General features: G+C 56.8%; 19 protein-coding genes. 1 reads left to right on the plus strand and 18 read right to left on the minus strand.

The annotated features are described in order from the left end of the window. The 5 genes from B5D40_RS13740 to B5D40_RS13760 all read right to left on the minus strand — a co-directional run. Positions 1 to 259: hypothetical protein (locus tag B5D40_RS13740; protein ID WP_144319708.1), on the minus strand; the 259-nt coding region annotated here is incomplete at its 3' end. Between the two features lies 1 nt (position 260). Continuing rightward, positions 261 to 1,157 carry a hypothetical protein gene (locus B5D40_RS13745; protein WP_143394302.1) on the minus strand — a complete coding sequence of 299 codons (897 nt, stop codon included), beginning with the start codon at positions 1,155 to 1,157 and terminating at the stop codon, positions 261 to 263. 104 nt (positions 1,158 to 1,261) lie between these two features. Further along, a complete protein-coding gene (locus B5D40_RS13750; protein WP_078777373.1) occupies positions 1,262 to 1,870 on the minus strand; it encodes a baseplate wedge 1 family protein in 609 nt (202 codons plus the stop codon). Then, positions 1,870 to 2,787 carry a hypothetical protein gene (locus B5D40_RS13755; RefSeq protein ID WP_078777374.1) on the minus strand — a complete coding sequence of 306 codons (918 nt, stop codon included), beginning with the start codon at positions 2,785 to 2,787 and terminating at the stop codon, positions 1,870 to 1,872. Before B5D40_RS13755 ends, B5D40_RS13750 begins: the two co-directional genes overlap by 1 nt. Beyond that, positions 2,787 to 3,158 (minus strand): contractile injection system sheath initiator, encoded by a 372-nt coding sequence (locus B5D40_RS13760; protein WP_143394301.1) that lies wholly within the window; start codon positions 3,156 to 3,158, stop codon positions 2,787 to 2,789. The genes B5D40_RS13755 and B5D40_RS13760 overlap by 1 nt, the downstream gene beginning before the upstream one ends. Before the next feature lie 133 nt (positions 3,159 to 3,291). Between B5D40_RS13760 and B5D40_RS13765 the strand changes: the two genes are divergently transcribed. Further along, positions 3,292 to 3,582, plus strand: a complete 291-nt coding sequence (locus tag B5D40_RS13765; RefSeq protein WP_073304433.1) for a hypothetical protein — start codon at positions 3,292 to 3,294, stop codon at positions 3,580 to 3,582. A 5-nt stretch (positions 3,583 to 3,587) separates the two neighbouring features. Here B5D40_RS13765 and B5D40_RS13770 read toward each other — a convergent pair whose 3' ends face one another. The 13 genes from B5D40_RS13770 to B5D40_RS13825 form a co-directional block, all read right to left on the minus strand. Further along, complete coding sequence (locus B5D40_RS13770) at positions 3,588 to 4,280, minus strand: Gp138 family membrane-puncturing spike protein (protein WP_143394300.1); 693 nt, start codon at positions 4,278 to 4,280, stop codon at positions 3,588 to 3,590. Further along, complete coding sequence (locus B5D40_RS13775) at positions 4,273 to 5,319, minus strand: hypothetical protein (protein WP_078777377.1); 1,047 nt, start codon at positions 5,317 to 5,319, stop codon at positions 4,273 to 4,275. The genes B5D40_RS13770 and B5D40_RS13775 overlap by 8 nt, the downstream gene beginning before the upstream one ends. Continuing rightward, positions 5,316 to 5,660 carry a phage baseplate plug family protein gene (locus tag B5D40_RS13780; RefSeq protein ID WP_078777378.1) on the minus strand — a complete coding sequence of 115 codons (345 nt, stop codon included), beginning with the start codon at positions 5,658 to 5,660 and terminating at the stop codon, positions 5,316 to 5,318. Before B5D40_RS13780 ends, B5D40_RS13775 begins: the two co-directional genes overlap by 4 nt. Then, entirely contained in the window at positions 5,660 to 6,385 is a 726-nt protein-coding gene (locus B5D40_RS13785; protein ID WP_143394361.1) for a phage baseplate protein, read from the minus strand. Before B5D40_RS13785 ends, B5D40_RS13780 begins: the two co-directional genes overlap by 1 nt. After that, on the minus strand, positions 6,382 to 8,217 hold the full coding sequence (locus tag B5D40_RS13790) for a tape measure protein (protein ID WP_078777380.1): 1,836 nt from the start codon (positions 8,215 to 8,217) through the stop codon (positions 6,382 to 6,384). The genes B5D40_RS13785 and B5D40_RS13790 overlap by 4 nt, the downstream gene beginning before the upstream one ends. After that, positions 8,210 to 8,362, minus strand: a complete 153-nt coding sequence (locus tag B5D40_RS15750) for a hypothetical protein (RefSeq protein WP_158222075.1) — start codon at positions 8,360 to 8,362, stop codon at positions 8,210 to 8,212. Before B5D40_RS15750 ends, B5D40_RS13790 begins: the two co-directional genes overlap by 8 nt. Before the next feature lie 119 nt (positions 8,363 to 8,481). After that, positions 8,482 to 8,895 (minus strand): phage tail assembly chaperone, encoded by a 414-nt coding sequence (locus B5D40_RS13795; protein WP_078777381.1) that lies wholly within the window; start codon positions 8,893 to 8,895, stop codon positions 8,482 to 8,484. Continuing rightward, positions 8,896 to 9,309, minus strand: coding sequence for a hypothetical protein (locus B5D40_RS13800; RefSeq protein ID WP_073304450.1), 414 nt, complete (start codon positions 9,307 to 9,309; stop codon positions 8,896 to 8,898). 12 nt (positions 9,310 to 9,321) lie between these two features. After that, positions 9,322 to 10,410 (minus strand): DUF3383 family protein, encoded by a 1,089-nt coding sequence (locus tag B5D40_RS13805; RefSeq protein ID WP_078777382.1) that lies wholly within the window; start codon positions 10,408 to 10,410, stop codon positions 9,322 to 9,324. Between the two features lie 19 nt (positions 10,411 to 10,429). Beyond that, complete coding sequence (locus B5D40_RS13810) at positions 10,430 to 10,909, minus strand: phage neck terminator protein (RefSeq protein WP_078777383.1); 480 nt, start codon at positions 10,907 to 10,909, stop codon at positions 10,430 to 10,432. After that, positions 10,906 to 11,271, minus strand: a complete 366-nt coding sequence (locus tag B5D40_RS13815; protein ID WP_073304456.1) for a hypothetical protein — start codon at positions 11,269 to 11,271, stop codon at positions 10,906 to 10,908. Before B5D40_RS13815 ends, B5D40_RS13810 begins: the two co-directional genes overlap by 4 nt. After that, complete coding sequence (locus B5D40_RS13820; protein WP_078777384.1) at positions 11,271 to 11,669, minus strand: DUF4054 domain-containing protein; 399 nt, start codon at positions 11,667 to 11,669, stop codon at positions 11,271 to 11,273. Before B5D40_RS13820 ends, B5D40_RS13815 begins: the two co-directional genes overlap by 1 nt. A 2-nt stretch (positions 11,670 to 11,671) precedes the next feature. Next, the gene (locus B5D40_RS13825; RefSeq protein WP_078777385.1) at positions 11,672 to 11,995 is read right to left on the minus strand and encodes a hypothetical protein; all 324 of its coding nucleotides are present in this window, start codon (positions 11,993 to 11,995) and stop codon (positions 11,672 to 11,674) included. Between the last annotated feature and the right edge of the window lie 73 nt (positions 11,996 to 12,068).

Consider the following 12,068-nt stretch of genomic DNA (forward strand, 5'->3'; position numbering starts at 1 on the left):
TGACTTCGTTCAGTTCTTCGTTTTCCACGGTCAATCCTTCGATGATGCCGCGCGCCGTATGGAAGTAGCCGCTGGAAATGAGCGGCAAAACCGGCGCGAAATCGAGCAGAAGCGAACTGTCGAACGGCAACAATTTCTCGTGCAGGTCGCGGTCGATGCGCTTCGCTATGGCATAGTTCCAGTCCAGCCCGGCGTTCTCGCGTGCGAGGCTCTGTTTAACGCAGTCCGTGGATTCCAGATATTCGTTTCTCTTGTACATGTTATCCCCCGATGTCCGACGCGCCGAAGGAAAGCCAGGGGACGTTCTCCGCCTGAGCCTTGCCGTCCGAAGCCGTCCACCATTTGAGTCCTTCGTATGTCGTCTGCATGTTGTTTTCCATATTGTAGTCGAATACGTAGTTGCTCGTCGTCCCGCTCCCGCTCTGGAGTTTCGCCGCGAACTGGACACCGCAAGATACAAGCTGGATTATGTAACGGCTGTTACGCCCTATGCGTAGCGACCCGCTCGATTCCTCGTGCAGGTCCACGTTGAACTCGCCGTAGGTGCTCCCGTCGATGGCGTAGGTGTCGCCGTGCTCCTGCCCCACGAAGGCGGTCTTGCCCTCGTTCGCGACCAGCGTGTCCGTGGAGCCGAGGAGGTTCATGTCCTTGTCGAAGATGCCTATCCGGAAAATCGGGCGTCCGGAAAAACTGCCGGAAAGGGCGAATCGGCATTTCGTGAGGATTCCCTGCGCGTCGGAGACCCGCTTCATCCGGTAGGCCACAACGTTGATGCCCGTGTCGTCGCCCCATGCCGGGGGTTCCGATGTCCACCACGATCCGTAATTGCCGGTGTTGGCGTTGATGGCCGATTCGTCGATGGTCTTGAGCTTCGGGTCGCTCTCGCCTTCGAGGTTCACGCCGAAGTAGAGCTTGCCGCCGATTTTCTGGATGGTCATCGGGCTCGTGTCGCTTTCCGTGAGGAGCAGGTTTTCCAGATAGTCTGCGACGCCTTCCGCATCCACCTTGGCCTTGCCCGATTCATGCCCGGTGCCGCCCTCTTCGAGAGCCGTCAGCCGGTTCTTGATTGCCGCGTCTTCCATCGTCCTCCCACGGTTCTCTTCGTATAGTCCGATGTGCAATTCTTCTATGTTGGACTTGATGTCTTTGAACGGCATCCTGTACGATCCGATGTCTGGCTCTGTCAGCAGAAGCTGCGCGTTCTCGCTGGCGTCAGCCATCTTTTTTTCTGCCAGTTCCGATACCCTGATCTTGTCAGCCATTACGTTCCCTCCGTCATTATTCGTTCTCCATTCTCTGTCAAAATGAGTTCACCTGTTTCTGCAACGAGTCCCATAGATTCGAGATCGCGTGCCACGGCCAGAATCCTCTTTCCTTCGCCGGTCACTATGAAATCCCCGCCGGATACCGTCCGCAATGCGGCACCCGGCAAAGCCAGCACCCCCGCCGGGGCGAGTTTCTGCAGTTTTTTCCTCGGGATCTGCCTTCCCGCAGGCGTATAGACGAAGAAAGTCGCCGGGCTCTCATCCATGTATTGCGGCTTCGGATCGCCTGAAATATCCGCGGCGTTGGCGATGACGTTGTCCGGGGTGCCTGCGGTGTCACTCTTCAGTAGTTCCAGCAACCGTTCCCTGAACTCGCCGTCGCTTTCTCCATGCTTTCTGACGATGTTCTTTATCTTGCCAATGATGTCCAGCCACGCGCCTTCGGCGGCGTTGATGTCGAAGGCGTCGGATGTCCGTTCTGCTGAATCCTCCGAAGGCTGCAGAGATTCTATGGCCGATTCCAGGACCGACAACAGATTGCCGGATTCCCGGTACTGCTCGATGACAAGCCCCTTGACGCTTTCAAAGAGTTTCAGCGGGTTCATCAGCCGCCCTCTCCGAGAATTACCGTTATTCCTTCCTCATCAAGCGATGCGCATAGGTTGTCCGGCACTTCTATTCTCCCGCTTGTCGCGCTCTTTCCGTCGAAAGTAGCCTTGAACTGCAAGTCCAAGATGCCGGGTACGTTGTCGTAAATCGGCGAAGCGAGCCGCTGGATGATGATGTCCTTTCCCGGCGTGTACTGGTCTTTCGCCCATTCCACAAGGGCCGACTTGATTTTGGCATCGTAATCGTCGGGAAGCGTCTCCTCCTCGTATTCCTTGACCGTCACCTCCAGCGTCATGGGGAGGCTTTCAATAATCGTGAATTTGACCTCGTGCTCAAATCCCGCCTTGTCCGTAACATTTCCCGACGAACTTCCGTGCGTCCTTATCCCGGCAGGTTTGCAGTGCCATATCGCGGCGGCAATTTCGTCGTCGGAACTTGTCGCCGATTGCGGGACGTAAACCGCCACCGAATGGCCAGGAATGCCTCCCATCTCTTCCGGTTCTTCGTTGGACTTCATCGAGATTCCGCCGCCCAGCTTATCGCGCAGGTAGGTGAGCATCCCGTCGAAAGTGGCCATGCCTCCAAATTCCGCTGTTCCGATACGATCACGCAGTGATGCGTCGGACTCCCCCGAATCGCGGGCAATGCCGGCGATGGCGGCGATTCTGTCCAGAAATACCCCTTCGGCGGTCGCCACGTCCAGATTGGCGAGTGCCGCCTGCACCGTCTGCGCAGCTTCCATGGCTGCGTATGCGAACAGGTCTATTAGCATCCCGTCCGGGCTGCTGGAACTCGTATTCAGGTCATATCCGAACGTCCCCTTGAAATCCTTTTCCAATGCTTCCCGGATTTCCCGGAAGCTCTTTATAGTAATGCCGGATGCCGTGTCCAGCGTGGCCGCGTTTATCGCCATCAGAACTCCTCCGTAGCAGTGCTTCCGTCTTCAGCCGTGAGCCTTACACGACCGCCGATATTGCGCATTATTCCAGGCTTTCCGTCCGCAGGCATCCTGATTTCCACGGAGTCCACCTTGCGGACGCCGCGGATTCCTTCCAGCCTGTCGCGGATGATGCTGACCGCTATGTCAAGGTGGGTCGCCGGAAGACCCAGGATTTGCCCGAACCACGGGACTCCCTCTTCCGGGTCTGCGAAAGCCTCGCCCTCTTCCGTGCGCATGGCGCACAAGGCCGCCTGTCCGACGCTTTGTGCCAGCGTCGTAGTGCGGACTATCCGCCCGCCATCCGCATGGATGTCCTTCGATTCGTCCAGGTACAGGTCGTTCATCCGGGAAAAAATAGACTCCTTTTGATGCTCGTGGCGAAAACCCCGAAAGATTCCGAAAAACACCAAAAAACGGAACGGAATGACAGACTTTGTCATCTGTTTTTGTTTATCTTGAAAAGGTTCGGAGGTTCAAATGAAAAGGTATCGCGGAATAGAGTTCCTGTTCGATTCGGTTTTAAGCGGCTTCAACTGCCTCATCATCCTTGTAATCCTCTTGTTCGTCGTGGTGATTGCCATCGGCTTCTTCAGCCACTACGGGCTGTTCGCCATCCCGATGCTCGGGGTGATTTTCGCATGGCTCTATGCTTGCGGGTATTTCAGGAAGCCGAAGAAGCCCGAAGAAAAGGGGAAGGCGTTCAAGGATGGGACGCCAGAAGAAATCGCCGAGCGTGAGGAACGGGCAAAAATGCCGCTGAACCGCTAGATGGACTACGTGGGGGGTGGAGACTCCGGCCCGGTTGTCATGCCAGTCGATCCAGATATTTCATGGACATGAGTAGAAATGGCCAAAGGCCTGTTCTTTGCGTTTACCGTGACCTCGCCGCCTGCGGAAATGCAGCCGCCGGATTCCATGTCGCCCATGGCCTCTATGTTGCCTGAAACTTTCAAGTCGCCTTCAATATCCAGCGTACCGGCCTTGATCGCAATGTCGGATGCCGTCTCGATTTCCACCTTGCCGTCCTTTTTTACGGTAACCGTTATTTTCGGCTTTTTGTCCCCGTGACTTTCCATTCGCACGGGAATCGCCAAAAGGCTGTTCAAGTCGTTTCCCGCAAAGCTCCTGGGCGTGCATGGCAAACCATGGAACCAGTCGCCAGCCTTCCATTCCGAAAGGTCGCGGGAAGATGCCACCAAAAGTACCGGGTCGCCTTCCTGAAGTTCGAATTTGACGATGGCCGATGCCGTCCCCGGAAAAAGGACAGGAACGTTGTTGATGGTTCGCAGTTGTCCGTCCTTCTGCGTCGGCTCCAGCTGCATGTTGGAAAGGCAGTTCCTGATTGAAGGACGCACGTCCACCGTGCCGCCCTCGTTCACCTTCGCCACATTGCCAGGCATTGCGGTCTCGAAAGTCTCCATTTCGGAATCGAAGACCCCGGACGCTATTTTCACTACGTCAAGCACCTGCGCCCCCTTTGTCTTTTTTCAACTGTTCCACCTCGAAGGCTTCGCAGCTTACCGAAAATTCCCCGCCGAAGTTGGATCCGGAATACTCGGCCCGTGTGACAACGAAGCGCCCATGGACGGCCAGTACGGAATCGTATGCGCCGCCCGTCCTGCTGTCCACCTCGCAGAACACGTTGGGGGCTATCCGTGGCGTAAGGAGAGCACGGAACTCGATTTCGCGCGGACGGTCTATCCGTTCCACTTTGGAATTTTTCGGAGCATTCGTTCCCGATTCCTTGTGGTATTCCTCGGCGCTCTGCTCCTCCTTTTCGGAAAGGAGGCAGTATTCCGGGTCGTCCCCGAAATTCACCCTGTTAAGGGTCTCGTCCCTCTTCTCGGTAGCCGACAGGAGGCCGGAGGAATAGTCCAGAATCGTCTCCTCCAACTGGACGGAATTGGCGAAATCCATCACTATCATTTCGTTGTTGTCGATGTAGATTTTCTTCCTGAAATAGGGGGACAGCACGTATTCGGCGAAATGCTTCGCCACCGCCCGGAACGAGCCGCTCTCGTTGAAATTCCACGGGATTCCCTCGCCCAGGAAGTCGGAGAACCCGGCCCGAAGCGCTATTCCCGCATAGGAGCACAGCGTGTCCAGGCATTCACGGACGGAAGTGCCCTTCTCGAACGCCACAGCCACGTGGAGCCTGGAAAGCTGGTAGAAGGCTCCCCTTGCGCTCACGCACGTGAGGGTAGTCCTGTATCCCGCCCCGTCACGCTCGGTCTTCACCATCGCAATCTGGCCGACGAATATTTTTCCAACGTCGTCGCCGCTTCCGGCTTCGAGAATGACGGAATTCCCATCCCCCATGAGCCATCCGATGGTGTCCGGGCTGGCGTTGTAGAGCTCTATGGTAGCGCAGTTGTCGTAGAACTCCACGGAACGGGTCACGTCGAACGAAATATCCAGTCCGGACAGGTCGCGGCCTTCCGTGTCCGTGTCGTTGCCGCAGAAAAAACGCCCGGCCTTGAGCCTTACCGTCCTCCCCTGAATCATATCACCCCGTACGAATGCAGCATTTCAGCGTCTTTGCCATCCACATAGTAAAGGCCCCATTCCGTCCCGAGGTTCGAATATCCCGGCTGTTCCGTTCCGGATGCCGCATTGCGCAGGAGAACAAGGTCGCCTTCCGGCAATACCCTGTTTGACGATTTTAAAAGGGGCGATTCAGGGATCATCCTGATTCCGAAGTTCTTTCCCAAAGAACTCTCGAAATCGGCGAACCAGTGGCCGTCCCGCTCGTTCCAGAGAAGCCGTATCGCTAGCCCCGTCCCGCCGACGTTCACGGTCTCGGCGATATGGTTCCCGCCACCTGTAGATATGGGGATCTGCAGCATCACAAGCCTCCCGCCGTCTCCGGCCTTGTCGATTTTCCGAGTTTCTGTCCTATTTCCTCGGCGGACACGCCGGTAGCAGGAACCCTGCCCTTGTTCTTCTTTTTCTTCATGGCCCGTTTTTCGGGCTTGTCCTGCGTTTTCGGCTCCGGCGGATTCCATGTCGCCTCTATCCGAAGGACCTTTGCGCTTGCCGTCCTGATTTCCCGAAGCGAAACGCTGAAACGCACTGCTTCGCCGTCGCGCCCGGAACGATCGCTCGATAGCGACTCTATGGCCATTTCCCCGTAGGTCTCCATGGCTGTCACGAGACGGACCGTACGCTTTTCCCGTGCCAATTCCTTGAGCCTGTTCCAGCGGTCCAGCGCGGTATTCATTACGGGCGTCCGACCATCTATCTCTATCTTGTCTGGGAGCCCTTCAATCCTGTTCCCGTTGGAATCGACGTACGCACCCTCGGTCCCTACCGGATGGTTCGTGAAAATCCCGGAAACGGTGACCCGCCGAAGCCGCTCGTTGATGCAGTCGCTTATGGGCGTACCTGTCTCCACCCGGTGCTCGGATATGTCGAACTGCAGCGAATGGGACTCGCTCACAAGCAGGTCGAAGGGAAGCGATTCGTCCGGGAATCCCATTGGCTGTCCGTCCGAAAACAGGGATGCCGGTATCGAGCGCGGCTTAGGCTTTTCCCGGAATTCCGATGCGATCTGTTCTATCCACCCTATCATAGTGCGACCACCTTCATGCTTTCAAGGTTTGTCCTTACCGTAAGGTGTGACGTGAGTATTGTGTCTATCTGCTCGCGGATGATGGATGACAAATCCTTCAAATCAGTATTTATGTTATTTGTAACCATGGAACTGCTATTCCCGCAATTGACATAGTTTGTGACGCTCCCCTTCGATGACCGGGAAGCTTCCTTCACGGCTGGAAGCTCCATCCCCAATTCCTTGCGGATGGATTCGGAGAGCCCGTAGCCATTCACGCCGCCGGTGTACCCGCCCTTTTCGATTTTTTTGCCAGCCTCCCTGTATCTCGCATACGCCTCGTCCACCATGCGGGTGGCGTATGCGTTCTTTCCGTATTGGTCGCCAGCCTTTTCCTTCGCCTCCTTCCATTCCCGCCTTCTTGCGGTGAGCGCCGCATAGTCGGCGTCGGCTTCGACATTCCCCTGTTTCCGATCGGCTTCGATGCTTTTTTGCCTGAAAAACTGCCACAGGGCGTCCAATATGCGGATGAAGTCCTCCACGCCCTTTGCAACGAGAGCCGTTTTCAGGGACGCCCCGGCTGCCGTATTACCCAGTGCGTTTATCTTGCTGGCAAGCCCATGGACGCCGCTTGTCGCCGCGGCTATCGAAACTTTAAGAGACGTGAAGGCCGCCGTCAATTTTGAAAAAGCCAAGGAGGCGATCACTGCGCCAAGGGACATTATCGCCTGCTTCATGATTTCCGCATGGCTCGTGAACGACTGGAATGCCGCATTTGCGATTCCAACGACGAACGTCGCCTTTTTGCCGATTTCCGTCAGGACATTGATGACGCTTTCCCAGTCGAACTCCACCCACGTCTGAAGCATCCGCTTGATGGCGTCCATGTTGGCCTCAATGGCCGAAGCCATCGCCTGGCCGAAGTTGTCCTTGATTGTCGATAGCATGCCGGAAAGGGTCTTCGCCCCCCGTTCCGCTCCCTTGTAGAACTTTCCGCCCTCGCTTGTTGCCGAATCCATGGCGGCGGCCACCATTTCGAAGGAAATAGCCCCCCTGCTCATGTCGTCGCGCAAGTCGGCCATGGAACGCCCGGTCTGTTCGGAAATCACCGAAAGCGGGTTGAATCCCGCATTGATGAACTGCATCAAATCCTGCCCGGTGAGCCTTCCCTGGCTCCGAACCTGTCCGAGGACTAGCCCAAGCCCCTGCATGGACTGTGAAGAGCCCATGGAGATGTCGCCAAGCTGTCGGATGTACTTTTCCGTCTCCTCCACTCCAGCGCCATACTGGACAAGCATTTTTGCCGTCCCGGCAAGGTCCGCCTGCGCGTAAGGGGTAGCCGCTGCGTATTCGCGGATTCTTTCCGCAAAAGCGGATCCGGCACGGTCGTCGCCAAGAAGTGTCCCTAGGTCGGTGGAAAGCTTCTCGTTTCCCTGAATCGTCGAGAAGCCGGTGGAGAACATATTCATCAACGGGGCGGTCACGGCCCCCACGAGCTGCGTAAGCCCGGGAAGGGCCATCAGGAAGCTCTGCATCCGTGAATTTTCTGGAATCCCCGCCGCATAAGCGGCAGTAGTGGTCGCTTGAAGTCTAGCCCTTGTTCCTCCAAACGGAGCCGACAGCCGCTCGAAATTGGAAGCCGTCGCCTGCACCGTCCGGGAGAGGTTGCGGAACGCCCTTGAAAGTTCGTCCAGATGGAGTCCTGAAATTGGACCGCCTGATGCCGCCAAATGTGATGATGCCGCTTTCGAAGCGGAAATGCCGAGGGAGTTCCTTCTCTCGAAATCCTGAAGCTGTTTCGTCGCCGCAGTGAAGTCGAGGTTCACCCTCATGGTGAAAGAATTGTCAGCCATCGCCTTGTCTCCTGTTCTGGTCTCGGTAGAACTGCGCCCATGCCGACTTGAAGTCCGCCTTCATCCGCTGGTATTCCGAATAGGCGCACAGGCGGTCAAAAGTCCAGTTCCTGTCGATGTCTTCGAGAGTCGCCCCACGCTCCACAGCTGCCCAGATTGGCGCGTAATCGCTGGCAGGGCCTGTCAGAGTACCTATTTCGCCAATCCTTGCGGAATCGGCGTCGTCCTCGGCAGTGAACGCCTGTACGGTCGCGTTTCCCCAGTTCAGGTTCCAGCCGTCCCTGGTTCCGTCCGGGGTTGTGCGAAAGGGGAGAAGCGGTTGAGTTCCCAGACCTTGAAGAGGAGGTTGTACAGGTCGGCATAGCGGCCGGCGAAATGCTCCGCCACCGCGTCCGACGTGGAAAGCGACACGTTCTTTTTTCCTGGCGTCGTCACCGTCACCCTGGAGAGTGTCGATTCTACAATGTCGCGGTATTCGGAAGGCGAATACTCGGATAGGGCCGAACCCAGGGCGACAAAGATTCTGTTAGGGGAATCGGCGGAATCCGCACCCGCGTTCCCTACGATGCGCCCCATCAGGGCCGTCACCTTGCGGTCAAGATCGAGGGCGGAAAACCCTGTATGTGGCAAAAGCTGGTAGCTCTCGCCGCCCAGTTCGAAATTCAACGGTTCCAGCATTTATGCCCCCTCGAAGGCGATTTCCGCCTTCACGTCCAGCGTAATCGTCCGTGCGGTCCCCGCGCGTCCCTTGGTTGCCGTGCCCATGTTCTTGATCCATCCCTTGCCCATCAGCACGTACGCGCCGTTCAGGTCGGTGATGGCGAACGGGTACGGGCCAGCGCCGGTATTCTCGTCGGCGACCCGCAAAGCCTCGATGGCGTTTATCTGCGGGCTGGTCTGCATCATCGGCAGCGTCACGGTGTAGAGCTTGCGCACCATGCGGTAGCGTTCCACGGAGCCGTTGCTCCCTTCCGTCACTTCGAAGTCGTCGCCCTGCTTCTCGATGGTCACGTCCCCGTTGAAGTCGGTAATGGCTATCCCGTTAATCGAGATGTTTACTTTTGTGTGGTCGTATGTCGCGAAATGGCTCATTGCTCATCCTCCTTAAAGCGTTACGGTGAGGGTTACACGATCCGCGGTGTGGATCGAGTTCATGCGGGAGTATTCCCCGGAAACGAGGGGCAGGTTGCGCTTGCGCACGTCGTCCGCATAGTTCTCCTTGAGGTAGTCGTAGTTCCTGAAGTCCACGGAGAACCCGTCCATGATGTACTGGTGGTCCATATCTGCCGCCGTGGAAAGGACGTTCGAGACGCTGGCCGCAACGCTTGCGATTCCCGCATCGTCGTAGTTCACGCCGTGCCCGTCGTTGGACTCGCCGAGGAGTGCGAAAATCCGGCTCTGGACGTTGAAGCGGATCCAGTCGTCCTTGACCACCTGGTCGATGAAGTGCGAAGCGTCGCAGGTGGTTCCCATGAAGAGGCGGGATTCCCCGGAAACGGTCAGGTAGATGTTCAGTCCGGCTCCGACAAGTTCCGCATATTCGCTGTTGCCGTAGGAGTCGGCTGTCACGCTCTTGCATTTCTTGTGTGCGAAAGTGCCGCGCGCGGAATCCGCGGCGCACCGGTTCGCCACGATGGCCACGTTGAGGTATTCGCCGGATGCGGTCTTCGTTTCGTCGCCTGCGGAAAACCCGGAATCATGCAGATAGACGGCGATGCGGTTCGCGCCGTATTCGGAAAGCCCTTCCATGACGGACTTCTCGGTGGCGTGGCCTTCAGTTGCGGGAATCTGCAGATGCAGCACTTTTTTTGCATCGGCAAGTTCGTCCTGGAACGCCTTGAGATTGTCCAATGTCGGGGAATCCGCATCGGCGCAAATGTGATAGAATGCGAATTTCGAGGATGCGGCCTTGACCGCTTCGAGTGCGCCAGCAAAATCGGGGGCGGGGATGCAGACAACCTTGGAAGGCTGAGAATCCTGCGCGAAGAACTTCACGCCCATGGCATAAAGCTCCGAATCGGTGCCATACGCATCGCCGATGTCGTCGGATGACGCGAACTCCCCGGCCTCTGCGGAATCCTTGCCGGAACCCGACTTGCCCACCAATGCCATGGTGTTCACGTCGGTGGTCGTGACGACGCTGATGGCGTCGTTGATGGAAATGTTCACTATCTGGTCGATAATCTGTGCCATTCCTGTTTTCTCCTTTTGTTCAAATTGCCTTCAGTTCAAGAGGTTCGACGCTCTCGATTTTCGGGACGTTCTCGTTTTTCAGGTCCTCGAAATTCGCGCGCAAAGTAAATCTCCATTGACGGACAAAAAATTCACCGTCGAACGTGTCCACGGAAATGATGTCCGTAAAGTCCCACACGGTAAATCCCGCGGGCCATGCTGCCGATTCGAGGAATTCGCGGCGCTGCATCTCGTTCCGGACACGTCGAATGTTGTCTCCGTCGCCTTCGACCTCGGTAAATGCGACGGTCGCCACCTGCTCGAATCCCGAAGCCACGCCTTCGCCGGGGGCTGGCCGCATTTCGGAGCCGTGCTGTTCCACGGATTCCACCGATACGGCGATGTAGTTCCCCTTGGGTGCGGGGGCGTTCGATGGCGACTGGATGAACGGGCAGCCTGAAAATTCCTCGCGCCCGTTGAAATGATGGCAAACCGCCGAAACGATTTCTCGGACGTTCATTTCAGGCCCTCCGGCATTTCCGTGTCGGATACAAGGCATGCGACGTACTTCCAGTGATTGATTAAATCGTTTGTATTGGGCAGCTCGTCCACTATTTCGTAGAGCGCGCCGGCCTTGCGTACATAGCCACGGGAGTCGCCGTCCCTGTTCCGGAAAGCAAGCCTTTCGGTGCTGTAAATTTTTACAGTCCCCGTGTTCCGCGAAGCGGCCTTGGCAGGTATCGTCTCGTTGCCCGTGATGGGCTGGATTGTCCCCCGGACGGTTCTGACCGAAAGTTCGCCAGGAACGTAGGAACCGTCCAGGGCGTAGCCGGGGGATTCCTCCGTGATGGCCTCGAATTTTCTGTCAAAAAGTGTCGCCATCAGATAACCTTCATTGCACCGCAGCAAAACTTCCCGAAGCCCACGCCGCCGGTGATGCCCGGCCTTCTCGAATACTGTTCCAGCAGCGACAAAAATTCCTGCCCGTAGGACGTGGCTGCCAAATCCCCGCCGCCGTTCCCGGCATTCCCGTAGGAAACGGAAAGGTCGCCCTCCCGCTTGGACGTGACCTGCCCAGCCTGGCCGTCGCTTCCGCGTGCTTCCATTGCGGCCTTGTGGGAGACGACCAGCGAAAGGGCGTAAACGTACGCATTGCCGAAATAGCATCGACCGACACGGAACATGGCAGCCTTCACCCATGCGCCAAGGCGCGGGCTTGCGGCAAATTCATCAGGAAGGTAGCCCTTCAGCTCTTCCATTTCCGTTTCGGTCAGTCCCATGGCTATTCCTTCGCCTTGCCGGCCTTTGCCAATTCGGCGTCAAAATCGTCAAGCATCTTCTTCCTGGCGTCCGCCGCGGCCTTCACGCTGCCGGACTTCGCCTTGTCGGCAAGTTTGTCCACGACCTTCTGCGTGTTTGCGCTGTTGATGGCCGCAACGATGTCCTTTTCGGTAGCCTTTTCCACGACTTCCAATGTGCCCGCTTCCTTCATGTCGGCAAGCAGCGGGTATTTCGAAGCGTCGAAATAGTCCACGACGTTGGAACCGGGAAGAAGCACCGTCTTACCGTAAACAACCGCGTGTCTTGTTTTGTTTGTAACAATCATTTTCGTTCTCCGGTTTTTAATTTATGTCAAAAATTTTCAGTCAAAAATCCGGAACCCATGGGGGTTCCCCCCC

This window comes from Fibrobacter intestinalis, assembly GCF_900167415.1.
Taxonomy (GTDB): Bacteria; Fibrobacterota; Fibrobacteria; order Fibrobacterales; family Fibrobacteraceae; genus Hallerella; species Hallerella intestinalis.